The organism is Granulicella pectinivorans (assembly GCF_900114625.1).
Lineage (GTDB): Bacteria > Acidobacteriota > Terriglobia > Terriglobales > Acidobacteriaceae > Edaphobacter > Edaphobacter pectinivorans.
Genome location: NZ_FOZL01000001.1, coordinates 1,785,778 through 1,809,673 on the forward strand (window position 1 = coordinate 1,785,778; position 23,896 = coordinate 1,809,673).

Here is a 23,896-nt window from a genome sequence, read left to right on the forward strand (position 1 = left end):
AAGGGGAGAGCCTGAGCTCTCCCCTTGTTGCGTCGGTCTATCGCGTCGCTCTATTTGAATTCGAGGACGACACGAGCGGGGACGTCCCCATGCTGCAGGCGCTTGAAGATGTTGTTGATCTCGGAGAGCGGCTGCAGTTCGATGTCCGCCTTGACCTTGCCGCGTACAGCGAAGTCGAGCGCTTGTGCCATGTCCTCGCGGGTGCCGACGAACGAGCCGCGAATGGTGATGCAGTTGGCCACGACATCGAACAGCGGCACAGGGAAGTCGCCGGGGGGAAGCCCAACCAGAGCGCAGATGCCGCGTTTACGCGCCATCGCAATGCCCTGCTTGAAGGCAGGCAGAGACGGCGCCGTGATCAACACACCGTGAGCACCACCGCCGGTCTCCTTCTTCAACGCAACCGCGGGATCGCTGGTCTTCGCGTTGAAGATCAGATCCGCACCGAGCGCCTTCGCGTGGGCGAGCTTGCCGTCGTCGATGTCGACCGCGGCGACCAGAAGCCCCATCGCCTTGGCGTACTGAATGGCGAGATGGCCGAGTCCGCCACAGCCGGAGATCGCGATCCATTCGCCGGGCCGCGCCTCGGTCTGCTTGATGCCCTTGTAGGTGGTGATGCCGGCGCAGATCAGCGGTGCAGCCTCCACGGGCGAGAGTCCCTTGGGGATGTGGGCAACGTAGTTGGGGTCCGCGAGGATGTACTCGGCGAAGCCGCCATTCTTGGTGTAGCCGCCGAACTGCGCGTCCGGACAGACCGTCTCCCATGCGGAGAGGCAATACTCGCAGTGGCCGCAGGCAGAGTAGAGCCATGGCACACCGACGCGATCGCCCTCTTTGACGATCGTCACGCCGGCCCCAACCTCGGTGACGATGCCGATGGCCTCGTGACCCGGGATAAAGGGCGGCACAGGCTTCAGGGGCCAATCACCATTGGCGGCATGCAGGTCCGTATGACAGACGCCGCAGGCCTCGGTCTTGACCACGATCTGGCCAGGCCCCGCGGTGGGAATCTCCCACTCGCGCAGGACGAGCGGCTTGCCGAATGCTTCGACGACCGCGGCCTGCATAGTGGCTTTGTGCTTGGAGGACGTGGATCCAGTCTTTGGCTCAAGGATGGCTGTGCTCATGGGTTCCCCTTCTCAATCTCTTTCATGCGGTTGACGTGCGTTATGTTGCCGCTCTACGCCGCGGCAGCGCCGAGGCCGCGTACCGCCTCGATCATCTTGACCAGTACGGCCTGCGCATCGCCGTAGACCATGAAGGTGTTGTCCTCGTAGAAGAGTTCATTCTCGATGCCCGAGTAGCCCTTGCCTTGTCCGCGTTTGACGACGTAGCACTTCCTCGCCTTGTCCGCGTTGAGGATGGGCATGCCGTAAATGGGCGAGGATTTGTCGGTGCGCGCGGCGGGGTTGACGACGTCGTTGGCTCCAATCACCAGGGCTACATCCGTAGAGGCGAATTCGTCGTTGATGTCGTCGAGTTGATGGATGAGGTCATACGGCACGCCTGCCTCGGCGAGCAGCACATCCATCTGTCCCGGCATGCGGCCCGCGACGGGATGGATAGCAAACTTGACGCTCACGCCTGCAGACTGCAGCAGCTTCACGAACTCGTAGAGCTTCTCCTGCGCCTGAGCGACGGCCAGACCGTATCCGGGGATGATGATGACGCTCTTGGCATAGCGCATGGCGATACCCGCATCGCTTGCCTCGACCGGCTTCTCTTCGCCCTTCATCTGGCTCAGCTTCTTCGTGCTCGCCTCGCCGAAGTTCGAGAAGAGCACATTGCTGACGGAGCGATTCATGGCCTTGGCCATCAGAAGCGTGAGCAGGGTGCCAGCCGCGCCGACGACCATGCCCGCGATCATGAGGGCAGGCTCCTGCATCACATAGCCATCCAGGCCAACAGCCAGGCCGGTTGCCGCGTTGTAGATGGAGATAACCACCGGCATGTCCGCTCCGCCGATGGGAAGCGTCATGAGTATGCCGAAGAGCAGCGTGGTGCCGAAGAAAATCCAAAGTACGGAGGCGATGGGGAGCAGCGGCGTCGCACCGGTCTGCGCGATGACGACGATGTAGCCGCCGATTGCGAGCGATGCGATAAGGACCAGCGCGTTCACAAGCCGCTGGCCGGGGAAGCGCATTGGCTTCTTGAGCACCTCATCGAGCTTGGCCCATGCGATGACGGAGCCTGACATGGAGATGGCGCCGATAAGGCCGCCGAGGAGCGTCACGACGAGTTGCCCGGTGCCGTGTGTCTTGTTCCCGAACAGTTCCACGGCGGCGATCGCACCCGCCGCACCGCCGCCGAGGCCGTTGTAGATGGCCACCATCTGCGGCATCTCGGTCATGGCCACTGAGCGGCCCTTGAACCATGCGGCGGACGCACCAAGGAGCAGAGCGACGATGGCGAGAGCGAGGTTGATCCAGAGATGCGGTTTGGCTGCTGCGTCCACCGTGAAGACGTTGAGGAAGCTTGCGGTGACGGCCAGTAGCATGCCATAACCCGCGAGTCGAATGCCCGATGGGGCTGAGACCGGGGAGGACATCCGCTTGAGGCCGTACATGAAGAGGAAGGCAGCGATGAGATCGGCCGCGCCTGTGATGAGATGTGCGATGGTCGGATACATGGTGTCCCCTAGCTCTTCTTCGCCGGATGTCTTGCGTGAAGGATACGAACCGGCTGCTGTCCGCTGGTCTTGAACATGGCGAGCATGCGGTCGGTAACCGCGTATCCGCCCGCGGCATTGCCCGCACCCAGCAGCACCGCGAAGAAGCCGATGATCTGTTCGGTAACCGTGCTGGCGTTCAGCAGAGCCATGATGCCGCCGATGACGACGATTCCATGGACGAAGTTGGAGCCGGACATAAGAGGCGTGTGCAGGATGGCAGGCACGTTGCCGATGATGACCCATCCCCCGAAGGCTGCGAGCATGAAGATATAAAGTGCGACAAAACCCGTGATTGCCATGTCGAAGTGCATCGGAACTCCCCTTGGTCTGTGGTTAGGCTGCTTGCTTGGGTGCTGGTGCGGACGGCTTGACGACCCCGGCTGAGAGCTTGCCCGCATGGGTCAATACCGTACCGGCAATGACCGGATCGGTCCAGTCGACGGTGATGACGTTCTCTTTCAACATCAGCTTGAGCAACGCGAACTGGTTCTTCGCATAGAGCTCACTGGCATCCTGCGCGAGCAGCGAGGGAACGTTGAGCGGCGCAACAATCGTCACGAGTCCAATCTCCGTCGTCTGGCCCGGCACGGTGTCGTCGCAGTTGCCGCCGCCCTCGGCAGAGAGGTCCACGATCACCGCGCCGGCCTTCATCCCTTTGACCTGCGCGCTGCTGATGAGCTTGGGCGAGGGCTTGCCGGGAATCGCGGCCGTGGTGATGATGAGATCGGACTGCTGGATGTGCGTGGTCAGGACAGCCGCAACCTTGGTCTTCTCCGCGGGCGTGAGCTCTCGGGCGTAACCGCCGCTGCCCTGCGCATCCACGCCAGTCTCAACGAACGTAGCTCCGAGCGAGAGAACCTGTTCCTCGGTGTCGGGACGAACGTCATACCCTTCAACGACCGCGCCGAGGCGATGCGCGGTAGCGACCGCCTCAAGACCGGCGACGCCAAGCCCCATCACGAGTACATGCGCGGGGCCGATCGCTCCGGCCGCTGTCGTGATCTTCGGCAGCACGCGAGCCATGTGCGTCGCGCCAAGCTGCACCGCATAGTATCCGGCCAATGCAGACTGGCTGGAGAGCGCATCCATGGACTGTGCGCGTGTGATGCGAGGGATGCGCTCCATGGCGAAGCAGGTGATCTTCTTCTCCAGCATGCGCTTGACCAGAGGATGCTCATGCCCGGCATAGACGAAACAGATGAGGATGGCACCCTCCTTCATCGCGTCGATGACGTCGAGCGACGGAGGCTGCACCGCGAGGACAACATCAGCTTCCGCGAGGAGTGTCGCGCGGTCCGCAAAGAAGGTGACGTCTTGATAGGATTCATCGGGGAAGCGACTCGCCTTCCCCGCACCAGTCTGCATGTGTAGCTTGGCGCCCAGCTTCACCAGACCCTCCGTGACGGAAGGAACGAGAGCAACCCGCAGTTCGTGTGGTGCCGTTTCCTTCAGGACTGCAACATTCACATACATCGGACTCTCCCGGCGATTCCGCTGGCATCTCTTTTGCACTGCATAAGGAGTGACATGGTCGTAGCGCGGCACTCCAGTGGGGAACGAGTGCCACGCTGCACCATGCATGGGCGTACGACTAGACGAGCGGTGCGGCCATATCGTGGGTGCGCACCAGCTTCTTGTTGACGAACTCCTGGATGCCCATGTTGCCAAGCTCGCGTCCATAGCCGGAGTCCTTGATGCCGCCGAAGGGAAGCTCGGCGTCGCTCCAGTCGATGTTGTTGATGAACATCATGCCGGTCTCGACCTCGGTGGCGACGCGCTTGCCGCGCTCCACATCCCTGGTGAACACCGAACCGCCCAGACCGAAGTCGGAGTCGTTTGCCAACGCAATCGCGGCGGCCTCGTCCTTTACACGGAAGAACATGGCGACGGGCCCGAAAAACTCGTCGCGGAAGGCGGGGTTCCCGGGCTTAACATCGGTCAGGATGGTGGTTTGCATGAACGAGCCGGGACGGTCGATGCGCTTTCCGCCCAGTACGACCTTCGCGCCGTGCTTGACCGCCGCATTCACCTGCTTGAGGATGTCCTGGAGCGCGGACTCCGTGGAGAGAGGACCGTGCGTCGTCCTCTCATCCATCGGGTCGCCGGGCTTCAACGCTTCGAGCGCCGCCTTGAACTGCGCGAGGAACTTGTCCGCGATCTCCTCGACGACGATGAAGCGCTTCGACGCGCAGCAGGTCTGGCCGGCGTTGTACATGCGTCCCCATACAGCCCACGGGATCGTCTTCTCCAGGTCGGCGTCTTCGAGAACGATGAAGGCATCGCTGCCGCCCAGCTCCATCGAAGAGACCTTCAGGTTGGTGCCGGCGCGAGCCGAAATGCTGCGGCCCGCTGCCACGCTGCCCGTGAGGGCGACGCCCTTGATGCGTGGATCGTCGATCACTTTGTCCGACTGCGCGTGGGAGATAAGCAGGTTGGTGTAAAGACCTTCGGGCGCACCGGCCTCGATCCACAGCTTCTCAAACTCGATGGCGCACTGCGGCACACAGCCGGCATGCTTGACCATCAGCGTGTTGCCCGCCATCAGATGCGGACCGGCGACGCGAGCCAGTTGATAGTAGGGGAAGTTCCACGGCTCCACGCCGAAGATAACGCCAATGGGACTGGACTCCATGTGGGCCTCGCCGTGTTCCGGATTCAACTTGACCGGAGCCAGAAAGCGCTCGCCGTTCTTGGCGTAGTAGGAAAGGATGTTGGCGCTGAAGTTGACCTCACCGCGCGCCTCGTTGATGAGCTTGCCCATCTCGAGGGTCGCGTGTTTGGCAAAGCGATCGACATGCTGACGCATCAACTCACCGGCCTTGGCGACGATCACGGCGCGCTTGACGTAGGGGGTCTTCTTCCATGTCTCATAACAGGCGGATGCGGTGGCAATCTTCGCTTCGAGCTGTTCGTCGGTCAACTCCGGGAATGTCTTGACTGTCTTGCCGTCGTACGGATTTACGCTCTCGTAGGCCATCTGTATTTCCTCTTCTCAACGCGGGTGTGTGCGAATCGAATGGTTGTCCTTCAGCCGCGATGATCGCGTGAATCGAGGCTGAGACGAGTCTGTGCTTGATGGGGAAGCGAATGTAGAGTCGCATTGCTCTCCACCGCCGCAACATATTGCTCTAGCGAAAAACGAGGCTCGAAAATTCAAAAAATGAGCGCAGGTGCTCACGCGTTGCCGCTTAAGTGATGTGCCCAAATGCTCAGACTGGGAACGGCAATACGGCAACAGCGGCGACAACGAGATCGGGCCACTGCGTCCTATTGGTCGGCGGCTAATCAATAAAGAGAGGGCGTGACCGAGGCGATGAACTGGTCGCCACCTCGGTCACGCCTTCGAAAGTATGCGGCCCAATCAAAGCACGCCTCGCGGGTAGGTTCACCCATCCCGCCCGCTTCGGGGTTAGCTCATGCGCGACAACGCTACTTCTTCACCACGGCCTCTGCTTCAGCGGCTTTGGTCTTCTCCGCCCATCCGGCATAGGTCAGGCGATCCTTCATGCGTTGCCAATCCGCATCGGGCAGCACCATCAGGTCTTCGCGTTGGATGCCTGGAAGCCCTATCCCCAGTGCATCCAGGCCCGCCTCACGGTCTTCTGCTGCATAGCTCTTGGCCAGGTAGACTCCATTCGCTTTGATCCAGTCGCCGATGTGCGTGGTCGGTTCGTTGGCGATGCGCTCCGGCGTCGTAAGCGGGAAGTGGAGTTGCTGATCCAGCCAGACGACGCCCTTGCGATCTACCCACGAAGTCCGGTGGCTGATGCCAGGATAGAGCACCGTGGTGAACAGATTCTTCGCCGCCGGCGACACAGGTCCAACCAGCGCCAGTGTGCGATCATGCATCTCCGCAAACCACTCTGGCGGATGGTGCGGCATATCCATCACCGTATCGTGCGACCCATTCATCACCAGCATCGGGCCGCGTTCTGCGTTCAGCGCATAGAGAACTCCGCCGCGATCGCCCAACGGCAGCAGAGACTTGTAAGGTGGCATCTGGCACGGCAGCGGGTTCGCATCGAAGTATCCGCCCGGTCCGTCGTAGACGCCTCCACCGCTGAGCAGCACCGCATGGATGCGCGTGTCGATGGCACCAGTAATCCCCGAGACAAAGCCTCCCATCGAATAACCCGCAACACCGATGCGGCTCGCATCCACCTCGGGCTGCGCCAGCAGATAGCTGACGGCCTGCATCGCGTCGACCTGCATCAGGCCCGCAAGACGCTGTCCCCAATCGGTGCGTGCCAGGCCCGCAGGCGGACTCACCCACGCATCATGCTCGCCGGTGTGCGACTCCTTGACAACGCTGCGCTCGCCTTCGCCGATCATGTCATACGTCACAACGACCGCGCCCATTCTGGCGAAGAGCATGCCGCTGTAGAAGGCGTACCAACCGAACTTGTCGCTCCCATGCCCGTTGACGATTACCAGCCCCGGCAGCTTCTGGCGTGGCTTCAATCGTTTGGGGTCGGGCCGATAGACGATCGCGGGAACGATCATGCCGTCAGCCGTGTTGTAGGTCACGCGGTCGGCAATCACGCCCGGCGTGGGCGAGAAGGTAGACCACGTATGTGGCTCGAGCGCAGGCAGCTTGGCAGGAACGAAAAGCTGATGACGAATTTCGGCCCGCCATGCCGCGATGCGGGCCTTCTGGGCAGCAGGTGTCAGCGTAGCTGCCGCAGGAAGAGGCGCGACGGGCGCACCGATGCCGGCAGCGGAACGTTGCGCGGGCGTCATACGCCCATCGGGATCGGGCGTCTGGGCAAGCGTGATGCCACAAGCAAGCAGGAGCGAGCCGAGGACCGATACGCGAAGGAGCGGGGAAGGAAGGCTGATGTGCATGCACGCAAAGCATACAGGGGGTACAGGCCGCAGGTCGACTCCCTCCCCCCCCCCCGCTAGAAGAGTTCGATATCGTCGCCAAGCTCCGCATCGCCCGCTGGGACCAAATGTGGAGCAGCCATCGAACCTGTCGTGAGCGAAGCGTGAATGTCCCGCTCCGACTGCATCGTGTAACGTCGCGCACACGTCTCCAGCACTCTCGCCTCATCCGCAGCAGCGACCCCGCGCCCTATCACGACCGCTTCCTCTGCGGTCCGATGCAATTGCGTGAGACAGACGGATACGGTTTCCGCGAAGACATCGCCCGCACGGAAGCGGTTGCGTGCCGCCAGGATCTCTTCACCCAGCGCAGAGGCCGACAACGCCACCTCCCGCAGACGTGCCGCTCCCTGCTCGCTTGCTGCCTTCATTGTTTCCATCGTCGTCTGCATCGTGCGCGTCAGACCGGCATCGTCCTCCACCGCACGAGGAGAGACGAGCAAAGCAACGGCCACGTCCATCGAACGGAGTGACAGTGCCGCATGGCGCGAGCGCTCATCGGCACTCGCTGCGAGCTCCCGGAGCGTCGATGCGAGCACGGATAGCGTGTCTCCACGCGCGCCAAGGTGCGCCGCGCGGACGCTGGCGTTCAGCGCCACGCGAAGAAGCTGCACGTCAAGGCCGCGAATCTCTGCCGCCGCCTCGTTCATCATCGTCAGGGTTGCGCCGAGATCGCGTGCGGCCGCCTGACTGGCAGCCTCGGCGCCGCGGTGACTGGTAACTGCCTCGGCAATCGCATCGACGCAATGCTTCACCTCAAGGAAGAACGCGCTGTCATCTCCATGATCGCGAACAAGCGCGTGTCCTTTGGCTGCCATGCCCTCCACCGAAACGGCAATCGCTTCCAGGTCGTGCCAGAGACGCAAGACCGAGCGGTCGAAGATATCTCCCGCGGAGACGAGCTGTGTGGCTTCAAGATTCAGGGCTGTGCGCGTACTCTCCGGCATCTGTTCCCCGACCGTCTGCGCCGAAAGATGACGCAGGGCTGCAACGATATGCTCAACCTGCTGTCGCGTGATGTCGTGAAACTGGATGGAGGTCACGGCATGCATCATGGAACGGGAGATGGCGCGCGAGTCTTGTGCAAGCTGCGTGGAAAGTGTTGCCGCTGCCTCCTGCTGCGCGGAGAAGGCATCGAGACTGTGCAGCACATGCGGAACGACACGCGCGAGATGATCGAGCAATTGATCCGTCCCGCGAAGACTCAGCGCAAGCTGCGTCACCTGGCGGCCGACAGCGGAGGCCGCGTCAAGCACATGCTCCACCTGCGCCTGCATGCGCCGCGCCAGCGTCAGCACCTCATCCGTCAGCGAACTGAGTTCATCGCCCGCACCGCCCAGCCGCGCGGACTCGATACGCGTCATGGTGCAGACCACATGGAAGCTCGCCACGGCCTGCCGGAACCCACCGAAAATGCTGCTGACCTGCCCAGCTTCTGTACGCAGCGTTGTAAGATACGAGCGATCTGCGGTCGCGCTGGCGACAAGACGACGGCAGCGTTCGAGCGCATCGGTCAGCGTCGCCGAAGCCTCTGCGCCGCCGCCCCCAGCGGTTGATCGGATGACGCCATCAATCTCTGCTGCGATGCCGCCGGCGCTTTGCAGAAAATCCATGAGCCGCCCGCCAATGCGGAGGAAATCCTGTTCGGTGTCGCGGTTCATGGTATCGAGCAGATCGGCGACACGATCGAGCGCCGCGCAGGAAACAGCGCGTCCCGGCTTGCCGCTTCGATCGGAGACCAGGGAGCGAACGAATGTCTGAACGGTTGTAATGAGGCTCATGCGTGACTCTCTTTCCGTGAACCCTGCTGGTGGAGAACGGCAAGAGCCTGTTGAAGACGCACCCCATCCTGCGCGCTCATGGGGCGCCCCACACGCAGCATTCTCTCGAGGATGCGTGCTTGCGCCTGGGCACATTCCGCCGCCACGAAGGACTGACCGCACAAGGCAACAGCGGCGAGATGATGCATCGCGTCCAGATACGCTCGAATCTCGTCCGGTGCGTTGGCGGATGAGCTCTTCATCTGCCGGAGAGATGCCTCTGCGACGGCGAGATAGGCGTGCTGCAGGCGTTGCCAGGCAGCCGCCTGATCCGCACGCGGAAGCATCAAAAAAGCGATGCTCTCGGACTGACGAGGCAGCACGCGGATCTCGATGCGACAATCGTCTTCCACAAAAACAAAGACATCGCGGATCGCCTCAGCACTTCGTTCGGTGATAAGCAGAACATGCCACCAGAGATAGCAACCTTCAGGGTCAAACTCCGCGAGAGGGGGGAGAGCATCGAAGTGTGCTTTAACCCTGGTCGCTCCGAAATCACGCAGCTCATCGAGCAAGGAGAGTGGATCCGTGCCCGATCGGAAGAGATCCACATGCGGCTTGAAGAGGATCTCGTACGCTATCGGCACCGTGGCCGAACTCGCAGCAGGAAGCTCATGCCGGGTTGCCTGTCCGGCTGCAGGAAGAAGCCGCAGGACTGCCTCGCTCACCGAGCGTTCCCCGCTCGCCTCGCGCTCATCGTCTTCCATGTCGAGGATCTCGCGGATAACGTCGCAGGCCTTCAGTCCGCAATCGATCAGCTCCGAGGTGATGGCTAGCTTTCCGGCGCGGGCAAGGTCGAAGGCTTCTTCCACACCGTGTGCGAAACGAGCGAGATGGGCGAAGCCTGCCGTAGCCCCGGAACCCTTGATCGTATGCATCGCACGAAACGCGCGATGGACCAGCGCGGTGTTCTGCGGCTCCATCTCCATCGCAAGCAGCGCTCCGTCCAGCTCCGGCAAGAGATCGAGCGCCTCGGCCCGGAAAGCCGTGCGCATCCGCTCCATAATCTCAGACCGGTTGGCGACCATCACCGGATCACCTTGTTGACTACCGCAAGCAGCTTCTCGGGGTCGAACGGCTTCACGATCCAGCCAGTGGCACCGGCTGCTTTGCCTTCCAGCTTCTTCTCCGCCTGCGACTCTGTGGTCAGTAGAACGACAGGCGTAAATTTGTAACGCGCATCGGCACGTATCTGAAGCGTAAACTCGATGCCGTCCATGTGAGGCATGTTGAGATCGGTCAGAAACAAATCGATATCACCCGTAACCTTGGCAAGACCGTCCCTCCCGTCTTCGGCCTGCATCACCTCATAGCCCGCCTGTTCGAGGGTGAAAGCTATCATCTGGCGCATGCTTGCCGAGTCGTCGACTGTCATGATTCTCTTCATGCAGCCTCCACAGGTTCGTCGTGGAGTAGATGCTCCGCGCCGCAACGCTCGGCTGCATCGAGGAATGCATCCGAAGGACTCAGAATGGTGCTTGAGGGCACCGCTCTCCGGAGTGCCCAGAGGAGCTGCAGAATGCTGCTATCGATACTCTCGACAGCGCTTGCGTCGATACGCAGGTCGCTCATGCAACTCATAGTCCGCATCGTGGATGCAAGCATGACAGCCTCGCGAACAGTCGCTTTCTTTGGGAGCTTCATCGGTGTGGTCCTTCCTGTCTGCACTGGATATCGGCGGTCTGAAGCCAGTCATGAGCAACGATAGTAGCTACCGCCCGCATGCTCTTGCGGCTCGAAGCGTGTGGATAGTCCACGTAGGTTCTCAATGGCGCTGATGATCAAATGACCTCCGGGGCCAACCGCATCCGCGATACGCGCATAGAGCTTCTTCTTCATCGTCTCCGAAAAGTAGATGGCAACGTAGCGGCAGAAGACGATGTCGAAACGCCCCAGGCGCGCGGGGGAGTCCTGCAGGTTGAACTCTTCAAAGCGCACCATGTCGCGAATCTCTTCGTCGACGAGCCACATCTCACCCTCGTGGCGAAAGTAGCGCGCCTTGAGATCCGGCGGCATGCCGCGCTGGAGTGCTGCGTTGTCATAGAGACCGGAGCGTGCCGCCTTCAGCACCGTAGGGGAGATATCGGTCGCGACAATCTCCACCATTTCGGGCCGGAGTCCAGCCTCCGTCCGGCACAGCTCACGCACTGCAATGGCAATGGAGTAGGGTTCCTGCCCGGTCGAACTGGCCGCCGACCAGATGCGAATCTGCCGTCGTGTCCCGCCACGTAGTTCCGCGGCGAGTGGCGGAATCAGCTTCTCTCTCAGAATAGTGAACGGATGCTGGTCGCGAAACCACAGCGTCTCGTTCGTGGTCATAGCATCGATCATCCGGTCGCGCAGTTGCTTGGTCGGATCGATCAAAGCACGCTGGTGCAGTCCTGCAAAGTCGGTACAGCCCGCTTCAACGACGATGCTCGAAAGCCGCGTGTCTACCAGGTAGCTCTTGTCTTCGCTGAGAGAGATCCCGCAGTGTTCTTCAATATAGTCACGTAAAACTTTGAACTCAGCAGGCTTGATCGGGGGTGTCGTGCTCATGCGCGTTCTCCCATCACGGCTCGTGTGATTCGTGCGGCAAGCAGGGGAAGAGGCACCTGCTCGTCGGAAAGTCCAGCTTCATCAACAGCAAGCGGCATCCCGTAAACCACGCATGTCCTCTCGCTCTGCGTGAGGGCGAGACAGCCGGCCTGCTTCAAGGCACGCATGCCCTCGCATCCATCGCTGCCCATCCCGGTCATCACAATGGCAAGCGCTCGCCCTGCGTAGTGTTTTGCCGCGGAGCGGAACAGAACATCAACCGCCGGCCGGCAACTATTCTCAGGTGGACCATCATCGAGACCGATCAGAAGTTCTTGTTGCCCACGAGTGACGGCGGGCCTCGAACGCACAATCATATGACGCCCGCCCGGAGCAATGAGCACCACGTTTGGTCGAATGCTCTCACCGTGGAGCGCCTCCCTGACCGAGAGCGCACTTCTGCGGTCGAGGTCGTGCGCCAGGGATGCCGTGAACAGTGGAGGCATATGCTGCACGATCAACACAGGAACGCCAAGATCCACCGGAAGGCTCGGAAGCAGTTGCATCAGAGCCTCTGGCCCACCGGTAGAAACCCCGATGAAGACAGCATCGATCCTACCCGGCTTTGGAAATCGCGTCGGCTTGGCCAAAACAATTGGCGCCGGTACGATGGCCGCGGGTGCGATTGCCGGCCTGGTCGCAACGGGTGTTGCCGTACCCCGCAGGTTGCGGCGTATGTGTGCCTTCTGCATCAAGGCTCGAATCTTCGAGAACAGCTCGGTACCGTCTGCCGGAGAGACGGGCTTCTGCAAGAGGCCGAGTGCGCCGAGTTCTTTCGCAATAGCCTCGGCGTCTTCAGAACGTGTGCTTCCATCGCTCAGCAGGATGACGCTGGTGGAACCGTGATGCCGGACAATCGCGCGCAGTGTTTCGAAGCCACTCATCTCGGGCATCTCGCAATCGAGCAGCACAAGGTCCACGGCGGTCTGCGTCATCTTTCCAAGTGCAAGGGCGCCGCGTGCCGATGTGCCCGCGAGTTCGCAGTCTTCCATCGTCTCGATGAAGTCGCACAAGATGCGCCGGTAGTCGACGGCATCATCGACCACCAGCACACGAAGTTTTCTCTGCAGCATAGCCGTTCTCCTCGACTACATGATCCGGAAGCTGGTCACGGCATGCTGCAGGCTCTCGGCGAGCCGGCCCAGTTCAAGCGCCGACGCATTGGTCTCAGCGGCACCACGCGTCGTCTGAGTCGAACGATCGCTGACGACGGCAACATTCTGTGCAACCTCGCTCATGCCCTTCGCCGCCTCCCCTGCGTTGCGAGCTACATCGTTCGCTCCAGTGGCAAGCTGGCTGATGTTCCGCGTAATCTCACTGACCCCGCGCACTGCCTCCTGCACATTGCTGGAGATCGTCGTCGCGGACTGCGAACTTTCATTCACATTCCTGAAGAGCTCGGCAGCGCCACGCGCAGCATTGCCCACGTTCTTCGCGATCTCGTTCGTAGTCGCCGTCTGCTCTTCGACAGCCGCGGCAATCGTGCCGGAAATCCCATTGATCTCGTTGATCACCGTCACAATCTCCTCGATGGCTTTGACCGCCGCCGAGGTGTTTGACTGCATCGCCGCCACCTGTTTCCGGATGTCTTCCGTGGCGGAAGCCGTCTGTTTCGCCAGTGTCTTCACCTCGTTGGCGACGACGGCAAATCCCTTTCCGGCCTCGCCCGCGCTGGCCGCTTCAATGGTCGCGTTCAGGGCCAGCAGATTGGTCTGCGCGGCGATGCCTTTGATCATCTCGACGACCTTGCCGATCTCGACTGCGCTCGTGCCGAGGTTGTTGACAATCTCAGCGGTGCACGTCGCCGACTTCGCCGCGCGCCCACTCACGCGAGCCGCCTGTCCCGTGTTCTTCGAAACCTCGTTGAGCGACGCACTCATCTCTTCGATGGCCGCCGCAACGGAATTCACCGCACCAGTGACGGCCTCGGATGTCGAGGCTGCGGTCTTCATCCGCGAGGACATCACCTCAACCGAGTTGCCGACGACGCCCAGGTTCATGGAAATCTTCTCGGAGGCACCGGCAACGGATTGCGAGTTCGCGCTCACCTGCTCGATCCCCGCAGCCATATTCTTCACGCTCGCCGATGCCTGCTCGGTGGCCGCCGCGGCCGTGTGAGCCTGCGCGGTCATCGCCTCGGAGTTCACCGACATGGTACTCGAAGAACTCGTCAGACCAACCGATGATTGTGCCAGCGTCTCCGCATTCTGTTGGATGCTGAGCAGCACGTTCGCCTGGTTCGTCACCGTCACGTTGATCGCTTTTGCGACCTCGGCGAAGATGCCCTTATAACGCCCTTCCACCCGTGCCGTAAGGTTGTTGGCCGCCATTTGTTGCAGTACCTGGTTCGCTTCGACAAGGCCTTGCAGCCCTTCTACGCAGTTGTTTAGGTTGTTCTTGATGGTGTTGAAATCGCCGTTGTACTGCGTCTCGATCTTGCCCGGAATCACGCCACGCGAGATGCTGTCGACGTAGTCGGCGGTCACATTCAACGGGCCGATCACGGCGTCGAGCGTATCGTCGATGCCCTGGATAATCTTGCGGAAGTCACCCTGGTGCATGGCGGCATCGGCACGCGTCGCAAGCTTGCCGGCGACTGCTGCTTCGGACAGCATGGCCGTGTCGGCAATCAGAGCCTTCAGGTTCCCGCGGACTCTCTCGATGGTTTCGTTGATGAAGACTTTCTTGCCGGGAAAAACTTCGAGCGGCGCTTCGAAATTGCCGCGACCGAACTCGGCGACGCACGCCATCGCCTTCTTCTTGACGTCGATGTGCCCGTTGACCATCTTGTTTACGCCTGCCGCCATCGTTCGAAAATCGCCGTGGAAGCGGTCGACCGCCATAATCACATCGATGTCGCCTGCATCGTGCTGCGCGGACATGTAGTTCATCTCGCGGATCAGGCTGGTAAGGTTCGAACGCAGCAGTTCCATCGTCTCGTTGATAAAGAATTTCTTGCCCGGGAACACCTCCAGCTTGGCTTCAAAGTTGCCTCGTCCGAACTCGGCAACGCATGCCATCGCCTTCTTCTTGACGTCGATGTGGCCTTTGACCATCTTGTTGACGCCCGCCGCCATCGTGCGGAAATCACCATGAAAGCGCTCAACGGTCATGATGACATCGATGTCTCCCGCGTCGTGTTGCGAAGACATCTCGTTCATCTCGCGGATAAGATTGGTGAGGTTCGACCGCAACAGCTCCATCGTTTCGTTGATAAAGAATTTCTTGCCCGGAAACACTTCCAGTTTGGCTTCAAAGTTGCCTTTGCCGAACTCGGCGACACACGCCATCGCTTTCTTCTTCACGTCGATATGTCCGGCCACCATCCTGTTTACGCCCGAGGCCATCGAACGGAATTCGCCGTGGAAGTGCTCAACAGGCATGATGACATCGATGTCTCCCGCATCGTGCTGCGCGGACATGTGGCGCATCTCCTGAATAAAATCCTTGAGCGTCTCGATGATCGTATTGATCGCTGGCGTCATCTCGTCGTTGTTGCCGCGGCTGGTGGCCCGCGCGCTCATATCGCCCACCGCAATCTGGCTCAGCTTGCTGAAGATATCGCTCTTCAGATCCGATGCAAAACCATCCAGTGACTCCGCCAGAAGGCCCATCTCATCCTTGCGATTCATCTTCAGTCGTGAACTCAGATCGCCTTGGCGCATCGCGGCAATCTGCCGATTGATCCCCTCGAGCGGATCGAAGATCGAGCTCGCAAGGACGAACCCCAGCGTGGGGGCAAGCACGGTTCCCATGGCTCCCAGTGCGATCATCATCCGGCTCGATGCGTGATCGATGCCCGCATACGCAACGCACGCGATGAAGGCGGCGAGAAGAAAGAAAGCGATCTGCAGCCGTGTGCGGATCCTGATGTTGTTGAGAGCGTGCATGAGATATCTCCTGGTAGGAAATGCGGTTGCATTAGTCGATATGCAGAACGCGCTTCAGATCGAAAAGGACCATCAGCTCATCCTGAAACTTGATCACTCCGGAAAGGTAGCGTCCATCCATTTCGCCAACGTTCGCGGGCAATGGCTCAATCTGCGATACGTCCACCTCGACGACGTCGCCGATGCCGTCCGCGAGCAGGCCCACGGGGTCTTGTGCGCGTGCCCCGGCACGTGGATGAAGGATGATATTGTGACTCTCATCGTCGATCTGCTTTCGCGGCAACCCAAGGCGCACGCCAAGATCGAAAAGAGTCACAATCTGTCCGCGCAGGTTGATGAAGCCCCGCACATACTCGGCAGACAGGGGAAGTGGCGTAATCTCGGGGATGCGGTTGATCTCCTGAATCATGCGGATGTCGAGACCGAGCAATCGCTCGCCGACGCGAAAGGTGGAGAACTGCATCATTGCGGGCCTCCTGTGCGGTACCCCGCGGCAGCAAGAATCTCGCCGGGTTCGAGAAAGAGTGTGAGACGGTCGTTGACAATCGCTGAACCCATGACGCCCGGACCCCCAGGGTCAATGCGTTCAAGTACAACATCCGCGTCGAGCGCATCGAGAATGCTGGAGATGACGATGCCTGCCTGCCCTGCGACCACCCTCCCATCGACCAGAAGCTTGGGGATGATCACGAAGATCTCGGCGAGATCGGATGCCAGGGGACGCACCCGGATGTGCTTCTCCAGGCGAACCAGAGGAAGCCCATGGCCGCGGTAGTTCACATACTCTTGATGGCCAATCCGTTGAATGGCCGAGACGGCAAACATCTCGAGACGCAGAATGCTGTCCTGCGGGATCGCCAGGTATTCATCGGGAGCGCCGGTGCAAAGTAACACAGAAAGAAGGCGCGAAGCGGTCGCCGCCGTGCGTTGTCTCTCCAGCGCAAAGCGCCGCTCGTTCTCGGCCTTGGTATCGGCAAACTGCATGCCGGCCAGCGCGACAAGGCCGCTGACGTCGAGAATCATGATCACACGTCCGTCCCCGATGATCGTCGCACCGGAGAAGCAGCGCGCGCTCTGCGCACACGCCGAGACGGGCTTGACGACGATCTCCTCGATATCGAAGAGTTCATCGACCACGACACCAAACTGGTTGGTACCAATCTGCAACACGACAATGTCGTAGTCGCCCTCTCGTCTCTCCGTTCCAAGCCGCAAGACATCCCCAAGCCGTATCAGGGGAAGAAGCCGGTCGCGAAGGCGAAGGACCGCGGAGTTCTTGATGCGCTCCAAGCGCTCGGCAACATCACATGCTTGCACTGAGACGAATTCGACGACATGCACCTGCGGGATGGCGAAGCGCTGACCTCCAACGCCGACGATCATTGAGGGGATGATGGCAAGCGTCAGCGGAAGCCGCATGGTAAGGGTGGTGCCTCTGCCGAGCACCGTGTCGACCTCGACTGTGCCGCCCATGCGCTCCGTGTTCGAACGCACGACATCCATGCCCACGCCGCGTCCCGAAAGCTCCGAGACCGCATCCATCGTGCTGAAGCCTGGTGTAAAGATAAGCGATACAAGCTCGCGCTCCGTCATCTGCTCGGCTTGCGACTCACTGATGAGTCCGCGATCGAGAGCTTTGCGCCGCACCTTGGCTGAATCGATGCCTCGTCCATCGTCCTGAATGGAGATGTTCACCTGCCCATCCTGATGGCATGCCTTCAACACGATGCGACCGGTGATGGGCTTGCCGGCACGTCTTCGTTCCTCCGGCATCTCGATGGCATGGTCGGCGCTGTTGCGGAGGATGTGTGTGAGTGGATCGGTGAGCAGTTCGACCAGCGATCGATCGAGCTCCACCTCACTGCCCAAGATCTCAAGCTCAATCCGCTTCCCAAGCTGCCGGGAGACGTCACGGATGATGCGCGGGAAGCGATGGAACACGGTTTCAGCCGGCTGCATGCGAGTCTGCATGATGCCCTCCTGCAGCGCCGTGGTCACCTGGTTGATGTTCTGCAGAATCAGGCCAAGACCGCTCTCGCGTGCTTCTCCGGCAAGCGCGCGCATCAGTTGGTTGCGGCCAAGCACAAGCTCACCCGCAAGGTTCATCAGATCCGTCAAGAGATCGACCCGGATTCGCAGTGTCTCCGACGCTCCGGCTTTCTCCGCCTTCGCTTCGATGCTTTGGGGCTTGTCTTCGGTCGTTGAGGGAACAGGCTTGATGAGCGTGTTGAGTGACCCAAGCACCACCCCAATCTCGTCGCGATCGGACGACGGAAGCGTATCGAGAAGCACGCGCAGATGATCGATGCTCGTGATCAATACATCCACCACGGGCGTAGCAATGGTGAGGCGCCCCTCGCGGATCTCCGCAAACGCGCTGGCAAGCCCAGCGGCAAGGTGCTGGAGTGGATCGAGACCGAACAGCCCGGCTGCGCTTCGGATCGTATCCAGCGCGCGCTGCATGCGATCCAGCGCGTCGACCGGTGTCGCCGCGACATCGCGCTCCATCGCCATCAGGTCAGGCTCGATCGCGTTCAGGTGTGCCAGCGTTTGCTGCACCATCACGGCGATATCTTCATGGCAGGTTTCAGACGCGGTCATCGTCGGGGGCAATCCTTCCGTCCCCGCGTTCATCGGCCATCACCTGCGGAACATGAGCCCGCACGTCATCTCGCGCTTAGCGAGCTATCGTTGTATCCCTGCCAGTCATGGCTGTGGCAGCCCGTTCAAGCACCAGCACCTGTCGCTCCATGCGCTTCATCTGGAGTTCCACGACGTCCTGCACGTTGGTCGGCTCAAACGAAGGAACCGCCTCCAATGACCGGCGTGCATCTCCCGGCAGCGCTTCCAGCCGCGCGGCGAGAGCCTCGACGCGGGCTTCATCGCAGCATGACTCATCGTCAGGATGCACAAGTGCCGCCAGCGTCGTCACCGTTTGTGCCAGTCTGCGCAGATACGTCGTAAAGGCCAGCGCATGCTCGGTGCTGCTCCCGGCCCTCCGGCTGAAGGAGGGTTCGAGAAGCAGACGGTCCAGCGTCTCTTCCGCGGCATTCGAAGCAAGGCCGCAGGCGCGTCGTGCCGGCGCAAGCATCCGCCGTTCGAGCTCGAGGCGAGCCCGGCTGTCCTTCGCCGGTGTCTTCCAGAACCTCAGCACCGCACGGAGATAAGCCGCATCGGCCAGCGCACCCGCATGCAGCAGATTGCTCAACTCATGCTCTTCCTGCTCGGGCCACAGAAAGCGCATCGCAAGCACAGCAACGAGCGCCCCCAGAATAGTCGTAATCACCCGCACACTTGCATAGCGCCAGTCACGCAGATAGGGAAGCGACATCAGGACAAACGTCGGCGTAAGAAAGAACGCATAAATCCCGTAGTCGACCGCGAAGCTCGCCAGCGTAAGTCCGGCGCACACCGTGATCACCACGATGATGCCCGCCCGATTGTGGACCAGCGCCGCAAGCAGAGCTGCGAGCATGCCTCCCGCGATCGTGCCGCCCACGCGTTGCAGCCCGCGCCGCATCGTGCCGGACCCACTCGGTTGCAGCACGATGATGCTCGTCATCGCCAGCCAGAACCCATGCGCCAGGTGCAGCTCGTGCAGAAGCGCGACATCGACCACGCCCACAATCCCCATGCGCAGCGCATGCCGCAGCATGATGGAGCCAAAGGAGAAGTCGGCGCGTATCCGCTCAACGATGCTATCCTCCGCAGCCGCTGGAATGGCTTCGATCCGCGCTTCCTTGCGAGCGGCTCCGGTGCGATCCACACCGCTCCAGATCGCCCGTATCGCCTCAAACGCGATCTCCAGCTCCTGCCGCGCATCCCGCTCTTCGTCGGCCAGATGTGCCGGCACGTCATGTCCCTCCGTCGCGTCGGGGATCGCCCTGCGCATCAGGAACTGCACGCGATGCGAGCCATGGCGCGAGAACGAGGATCCGCTATCGGCCGGCTTCTGTTCGAGCGCATGCGCGATGGCGTTCTCCGCCTCACTCAGCCACGCGGTGGTCGCATAAAGTCGCGCACGTCCGGCCTCATCGGCAATCTCCGTCAGCTCATTCAGCCGCATCGCACGCGCGAACAGCATGTCCGCGGTCTCGAGCAGAACCGTCAGGTTCCTCGCCCGGTGCGTTCGTGCCGGAGCTCGCGCCGCGGTCTTGCCCAGCGCGATGCGAGCCTCTTCAAGATGCATCCGTATCTGGCGCTTCCAATCGTGCTCTTCCAGCGGGCCGCGCTCGCCGGTCGCCTGCACCGCGGCGATCTTGCCGGTCGCCGCAGCCAGAAGCGCATACGTATGTGCCACCGACCGCCGCGCCGGCCGAAACGGATCGAGAGGCCACAGCACCAGCGAGATCGCCGCCGCTCCCATGCCTCCCGCGACAAACAGCGCCGCGTTGACAGCCCCGCCGGCGAGCGTCGTCTGGCTGCTGCCCAACCCCGCGAAGTAAAGCACCAGAATAATCACCGAAGTCGAAGCCAGCGGCTGCGTGGCCACCCGTGCGAACGTGATCGCGAAGCACGCGACTCCCGTGGCAAGCGCAGCCAGAGCCACCTCCAGCAGCGACGCCCCTGTATGCAGCAGCATCCCCACCAGCGAGCCCAGAATCCCAGCGAAAGCGCCCCCCGCAAGCACCGTCAGAATGGTGTTCAGCCGCGACCGATACGGCCCGCCATTGTCGACCAGGATCGCCTCGAACGCCCCAAGCGCCGCCCATCCGAACGGCCTCCCGAACGCCTCGCAGACCAGCATCGCACCGGCAACGGCAATCGCCGCCCTCAGTCCTCGACGCCACTGCATGCGCATCGCCAGCTCGCGGAGGTCGACCATCATCTTCATGCGATCCAGTGTAGTGCCGTCCCCGCCGTTCCTCTACAGAACGGCATGCTCCATCTCCTGCACGCGCGTCTTCGACTGCGTCGTCAGCGTAATGGCCGAGGCCAGAATCAGCCCTCCGCCGGCCCACGCACTCGGCCCCAGCTTCTCCGACAGCACAAACACACCCAGCAGCGAACCCAGCAGAGGCTCCATGTTCAGCAGCACCCCTGCCTGCGACGCCGGCACCTGCGTCAAACCCCAGTTCCACAGGCTCGTCGTCGTCGCGGTACACAGCACGCCAGACGCCGCCAGCGCCGCCCACGCCTTCCACGAGACGCCATGCACCGGAGGCATGCCATAGCGCAGCGGCACAATCACGCCCAGCATCAGCATGCCGATCATCAGTCCATACACCGTAACCGTCAGATGATTATGACGCTCCATCATCTGCTTGTTCATCAAAATCCAGAACAGCGCAATGATGAGCGACGCAACGACCATCATGTCGCCCGTCAGCGACGATCCGCCCGCGCCCCGGTGGCCTCCCAGTGCGATCAGTGCCGCCCCGGTCGTCGAGGCGCTGATCGCGATCCATCCAATCAGATCCATCCGTTCATGCGCCCAGATCGCCGCGCCCAACGCAAGAATCACGGGCATCAGCCCAACCATCAACGCAGCATGCGAAACCGTGGTCAGCTTCAATCCTTCAAACTGCAGCAGGAACTGCACCGGCACACCCAGAAACGCGGAGAACGCAAGCACGCCCCACTCGCGCCCGCTGAAGTGTGGACGATGCGTAAACAGGATCGGCACCAGCACCAGGCACGCGAACGCGAAGCGATAGAACACCATCGCGCCGGGGTTCATCTCGGCAAGCGCAATCTTGCCGAAGAAGAAGCCGCATCCCCACAGCGAGCTCGCCAGAGCGCACGCCGCAAAGCCGAGCGTTCTGTTCTGAATGGGTTGGGAAGGCATGCTTTATGGTCGCACACTCAAAAGAAAGCGGGCGCGGAATCCATCTCCGCGCCCGCTCCTCGATACTGCCTGCTCTACCAGATCCGGCAGCTATTCACCGGCACCATCGGCGCTCCTGCCTTGCATCCAAACGCCGCCCCAAACGCCGGCTGATTCACAATCGCGCCGTTCGCCCGGAAGTGTCCTGGCGAGTGCTCGTTCGTCAACACCTGCGCCCGCACGTTTTCCGGACGGTCGTTTTCGCACCAGTTCTGCGCGTACGCGATATAGAACCGCTGCGCCGGCGTATATCCATCCACCTTCTTGGTCAGGTCCACGTTGTTCTGCTTCGCCCGCTCCATATAGGCGATGTATCCCAGCAACAGCCCTCCATTGTCCGCCGTGTTCTCCCCCAACGTCAGTTTGCCGTTCACATGCACATCGTCGACCGCCACATAGCTGCTGTACTGATCCGCAAGGCAGTTCGCCTTCGTCTCGAAGTTCTTCGCATCCGCCGCCGTCCACCAGTCGTCCAGGTTGCCGGTCGGCCCAAACTTGCGGCCTTCGTCGTCGAACCCATGCGTCAACTCGTGCCCAATCACCACGCCGATATGCCCATAGTTCACGGCATCATCCGCCTTCGGATCGTAGAACGCAGGCTGCAGAATCCCGGCAGGGAAGTTGATATCGTTCATGCTCGGGTCGTAATACGCGTTCACCGTCGGCGGCGTCATGCCCCATTCGCTGTGGTCCACCGGCTTGCCGATCTTGTTCAACTGCCGGTCATTCTCAAACGCATTCGCCCGCAACTGGTTGCCCGCAGCGTCGTCCCGCGCAATCGTCAGCGCACTGTAATCGCGGAACGTGTCCGGATAGCCGATCTTGTTCGCAATCGCATGCAGCTTCTCCCGCGCCTTCACCTTCGTCGCGTCCGACATCCACGCAATCTGGGTCAGGTCCGTATCCATCGCGTGCTCAATGTCATGCACCATCTCCAGCATCTTCGCCTTGCTGTCCCCGGCAAAGTACTGCGAGACATACACCTCACCCAGCGCCTCGCCCAGCGCGCCGTTCACGCCATTGGAGCAGCGCTTCCACCGTGCCGCCTGCTCCTGCTGTCCACGCAGTGTGCGTGCGTAAAAGTCGAAGTTCTCATCGTCGAACTTCGTCGGCAGACGCCCTGCAAACGTCGTCAGCAGGTGGTACTTCATATAGGCCTTCAGCGTGGCCATATCGGTATCGCGCACGGCATGCGAGAGCGCCGGTCCATACGCGGGATTCGCGTTGTTGATCTCGGTAAGCTTCGGCGCATGCACCTGCGCTTCAAACGCATCGAAATCGAACCCCGGGACGCCCGCACGGAAGGTGGCGATCGGCTGCAGATGGTACGTCTTCTCCGGATCGCGGCGTTCCGTCACCGTCATCGAAGCCTTGGCCAGCGCCGTCTCGAACGTCATGATGTCTTTGGCTTCCTTCGCCGCTACCTCCGGCGTAGCGCCCGCCAGCGTCAGCATCTTCGCCACGTGGGCGACGTACTTCTGGCGCAGCTCTTCGTCCTTTGCTCCCGGACGGAAGTAGTAGTCGCGCTCCGGCATCCCCAGCCCACCCTGGTCGACCGAGGCAATCTGCTTGGACGCGTCCTTGAAGTCCTGCTGTTCGCCAAACGAGAAGAACACGTCGACGCCCACGCGCTGCAGTTTGCCGATCAGCGGCGCCAGCTCCAGCTTAGCCCGCATGCCATTGCCAAGCCCATCGATCTCACCCAGCAGCGGCTGCAGCGGTGCCAGTCCCTTGGCGTCGATCGCTGCCGTATCCATGCACGCGGCGTAGAAGTCGCCAATCTTCTGCTCGTTCGGCTTGCGGCCTGCGCCACCCGCCGCGGCCTTGGTCAGAATGCCGCTCAGCGCCTGCGTGTTCACGTTCTGCAACGCCGAAAACTGGTTGGAGCCTGCCTGGTCCGCGGGAATCGGGTGATTCGCCGCAAAACGCCCGCACGAGAACTTGTAGAAGTCCGAGCAGGGATCCGCCGTCGTGTCCATCGAGGTCGCGTCGAAGGCCGGAACCGGCAGATACGTCTGCTGTTGTTGCGCCCAGCCGGATACCGAGGTGGCCATCATCGCCATCCCAAAACAAACCATGCGTGTCGTCGAAGCTGCCTTCATGCGTGTCAATCCCTTCGTCCCGGGCTTCCCGGGGCTCGCACTATTCTATGGGACGGTGCGCCAGCGAAGTGCAACTTTGGCGCGCCGCCCGCGTCTGTGAAACAGTAAAGCCAGCATCGGACCAA

At 61.4% G+C, this 23,896-nt stretch carries 18 protein-coding genes; all 18 read right to left on the reverse strand.

The window, feature by feature from the left end:
• Nucleotides 1-50: 50 nt before the first annotated feature.
• Nucleotides 51-1,127: a zinc-dependent alcohol dehydrogenase gene (locus BM400_RS07180; protein ID WP_245781732.1), complete on the reverse strand. Its 1,077-nt coding sequence runs from the start codon at nucleotides 1,125-1,127 to the stop codon at nucleotides 51-53.
• 53 nt (nucleotides 1,128-1,180) lie between these two features.
• A complete protein-coding gene (locus BM400_RS07185) occupies nucleotides 1,181-2,629 on the reverse strand; it encodes an NAD(P)(+) transhydrogenase (Re/Si-specific) subunit beta (RefSeq protein ID WP_089837978.1) in 1,449 nt (482 codons plus the stop codon).
• Between the two features lie 8 nt (nucleotides 2,630-2,637).
• Nucleotides 2,638-2,970 carry an NAD(P) transhydrogenase subunit alpha part 2 gene (locus BM400_RS07190; protein WP_217644088.1) on the reverse strand — a complete coding sequence of 111 codons (333 nt, stop codon included), beginning with the start codon at nucleotides 2,968-2,970 and terminating at the stop codon, nucleotides 2,638-2,640.
• 34 nt (nucleotides 2,971-3,004) lie between these two features.
• Complete coding sequence (locus BM400_RS07195; protein WP_217644089.1) at nucleotides 3,005-4,138, reverse strand: NAD(P) transhydrogenase subunit alpha; 1,134 nt, start codon at nucleotides 4,136-4,138, stop codon at nucleotides 3,005-3,007.
• Between the two features lie 124 nt (nucleotides 4,139-4,262).
• On the reverse strand, nucleotides 4,263-5,648 hold the full coding sequence (locus BM400_RS07200) for an NAD-dependent succinate-semialdehyde dehydrogenase (RefSeq protein WP_089837984.1): 1,386 nt from the start codon (nucleotides 5,646-5,648) through the stop codon (nucleotides 4,263-4,265).
• Between the two features lie 452 nt (nucleotides 5,649-6,100).
• Nucleotides 6,101-7,516 carry an alpha/beta hydrolase family protein gene (locus tag BM400_RS07205; RefSeq protein ID WP_089837986.1) on the reverse strand — a complete coding sequence of 472 codons (1,416 nt, stop codon included), beginning with the start codon at nucleotides 7,514-7,516 and terminating at the stop codon, nucleotides 6,101-6,103.
• A gap of 56 nt (nucleotides 7,517-7,572) precedes the next feature.
• Complete coding sequence (locus BM400_RS07210; protein WP_089837988.1) at nucleotides 7,573-9,336, reverse strand: hypothetical protein; 1,764 nt, start codon at nucleotides 9,334-9,336, stop codon at nucleotides 7,573-7,575.
• Nucleotides 9,333-10,370, reverse strand: a complete 1,038-nt coding sequence (locus BM400_RS07215; RefSeq protein ID WP_175528908.1) for an Hpt domain-containing protein — start codon at nucleotides 10,368-10,370, stop codon at nucleotides 9,333-9,335. Before BM400_RS07215 ends, BM400_RS07210 begins: the two co-directional genes overlap by 4 nt.
• Nucleotides 10,371-10,402: 32 nt before the next feature.
• A complete protein-coding gene (locus BM400_RS07220; RefSeq protein ID WP_089837992.1) occupies nucleotides 10,403-10,762 on the reverse strand; it encodes a response regulator in 360 nt (119 codons plus the stop codon).
• The gene (locus BM400_RS07225; protein WP_089837993.1) at nucleotides 10,759-11,019 is read right to left on the reverse strand and encodes an STAS domain-containing protein; all 261 of its coding nucleotides are present in this window, start codon (nucleotides 11,017-11,019) and stop codon (nucleotides 10,759-10,761) included. Before BM400_RS07225 ends, BM400_RS07220 begins: the two co-directional genes overlap by 4 nt.
• Nucleotides 11,020-11,067: 48 nt before the next feature.
• The gene (locus BM400_RS07230) at nucleotides 11,068-11,913 is read right to left on the reverse strand and encodes a CheR family methyltransferase (protein ID WP_089837996.1); all 846 of its coding nucleotides are present in this window, start codon (nucleotides 11,911-11,913) and stop codon (nucleotides 11,068-11,070) included.
• The gene (gene cheB, locus BM400_RS07235; RefSeq protein ID WP_089837997.1) at nucleotides 11,910-13,025 is read right to left on the reverse strand and encodes a chemotaxis-specific protein-glutamate methyltransferase CheB; all 1,116 of its coding nucleotides are present in this window, start codon (nucleotides 13,023-13,025) and stop codon (nucleotides 11,910-11,912) included. The genes BM400_RS07230 and cheB overlap by 4 nt, the downstream gene beginning before the upstream one ends.
• 15 nt (nucleotides 13,026-13,040) lie before the next feature.
• Nucleotides 13,041-15,842, reverse strand: coding sequence for a methyl-accepting chemotaxis protein (locus tag BM400_RS07240; protein WP_089837999.1), 2,802 nt, complete (start codon nucleotides 15,840-15,842; stop codon nucleotides 13,041-13,043).
• 31 nt (nucleotides 15,843-15,873) lie between these two features.
• The gene (locus BM400_RS07245; RefSeq protein WP_089838001.1) at nucleotides 15,874-16,308 is read right to left on the reverse strand and encodes a chemotaxis protein CheW; all 435 of its coding nucleotides are present in this window, start codon (nucleotides 16,306-16,308) and stop codon (nucleotides 15,874-15,876) included.
• Nucleotides 16,305-18,443, reverse strand: coding sequence for a chemotaxis protein CheA (locus BM400_RS07250; RefSeq protein WP_175528909.1), 2,139 nt, complete (start codon nucleotides 18,441-18,443; stop codon nucleotides 16,305-16,307). The genes BM400_RS07245 and BM400_RS07250 overlap by 4 nt, the downstream gene beginning before the upstream one ends.
• 76 nt (nucleotides 18,444-18,519) lie before the next feature.
• A complete protein-coding gene (locus BM400_RS07255; protein ID WP_089838005.1) occupies nucleotides 18,520-20,676 on the reverse strand; it encodes an FUSC family protein in 2,157 nt (718 codons plus the stop codon).
• 33 nt (nucleotides 20,677-20,709) lie between these two features.
• Nucleotides 20,710-21,630, reverse strand: a complete 921-nt coding sequence (locus BM400_RS07260; RefSeq protein ID WP_089838007.1) for a DMT family transporter — start codon at nucleotides 21,628-21,630, stop codon at nucleotides 20,710-20,712.
• Between the two features lie 74 nt (nucleotides 21,631-21,704).
• Nucleotides 21,705-23,771, reverse strand: a complete 2,067-nt coding sequence (locus tag BM400_RS07265) for a M13 family metallopeptidase (protein ID WP_089838009.1) — start codon at nucleotides 23,769-23,771, stop codon at nucleotides 21,705-21,707.
• Nucleotides 23,772-23,896: the final 125 nt, after the last annotated feature.

What these genes read in the sequence shown, in the direction of transcription:
- BM400_RS07200 (WP_089837984.1), bottom strand. Translation starts at nt 5,648, where the DNA reads ATGGCCTACGAGAGCGTAAATCCGTACGACGGCAAGACAGTCAAGACA.
- BM400_RS07225 (WP_089837993.1), bottom strand. Translation starts at nt 11,019, where the DNA reads ATGAAGCTCCCAAAGAAAGCGACTGTTCGCGAGGCTGTCATGCTTGCA.
- BM400_RS07245 (WP_089838001.1), bottom strand. Translation starts at nt 16,308, where the DNA reads ATGATGCAGTTCTCCACCTTTCGCGTCGGCGAGCGATTGCTCGGTCTC.
- BM400_RS07230 (WP_089837996.1), bottom strand. Translation starts at nt 11,913, where the DNA reads ATGAGCACGACACCCCCGATCAAGCCTGCTGAGTTCAAAGTTTTACGT.
- BM400_RS07220 (WP_089837992.1), bottom strand. Translation starts at nt 10,762, where the DNA reads ATGAAGAGAATCATGACAGTCGACGACTCGGCAAGCATGCGCCAGATG.
- BM400_RS07210 (WP_089837988.1), bottom strand. Translation starts at nt 9,336, where the DNA reads ATGAGCCTCATTACAACCGTTCAGACATTCGTTCGCTCCCTGGTCTCC.
- BM400_RS07240 (WP_089837999.1), bottom strand. Translation starts at nt 15,842, where the DNA reads ATGCACGCTCTCAACAACATCAGGATCCGCACACGGCTGCAGATCGCT.
- BM400_RS07205 (WP_089837986.1), bottom strand. Translation starts at nt 7,516, where the DNA reads ATGCACATCAGCCTTCCTTCCCCGCTCCTTCGCGTATCGGTCCTCGGC.
- BM400_RS07265 (WP_089838009.1), bottom strand. Translation starts at nt 23,771, where the DNA reads ATGAAGGCAGCTTCGACGACACGCATGGTTTGTTTTGGGATGGCGATG.
- cheB (WP_089837997.1), bottom strand. Translation starts at nt 13,025, where the DNA reads ATGCTGCAGAGAAAACTTCGTGTGCTGGTGGTCGATGATGCCGTCGAC.
- BM400_RS07250 (WP_175528909.1), bottom strand. Translation starts at nt 18,443, where the DNA reads ATGACCGCGTCTGAAACCTGCCATGAAGATATCGCCGTGATGGTGCAG.
- BM400_RS07185 (WP_089837978.1), bottom strand. Translation starts at nt 2,629, where the DNA reads ATGTATCCGACCATCGCACATCTCATCACAGGCGCGGCCGATCTCATC.
- BM400_RS07190 (WP_217644088.1), bottom strand. Translation starts at nt 2,970, where the DNA reads ATGGCAATCACGGGTTTTGTCGCACTTTATATCTTCATGCTCGCAGCC.
- BM400_RS07255 (WP_089838005.1), bottom strand. Translation starts at nt 20,676, where the DNA reads ATGAAGATGATGGTCGACCTCCGCGAGCTGGCGATGCGCATGCAGTGG.
- BM400_RS07260 (WP_089838007.1), bottom strand. Translation starts at nt 21,630, where the DNA reads ATGCCTTCCCAACCCATTCAGAACAGAACGCTCGGCTTTGCGGCGTGC.
- BM400_RS07180 (WP_245781732.1), bottom strand. Translation starts at nt 1,127, where the DNA reads ATGAGCACAGCCATCCTTGAGCCAAAGACTGGATCCACGTCCTCCAAG.
- BM400_RS07215 (WP_175528908.1), bottom strand. Translation starts at nt 10,370, where the DNA reads ATGCGCACGGCTTTCCGGGCCGAGGCGCTCGATCTCTTGCCGGAGCTG.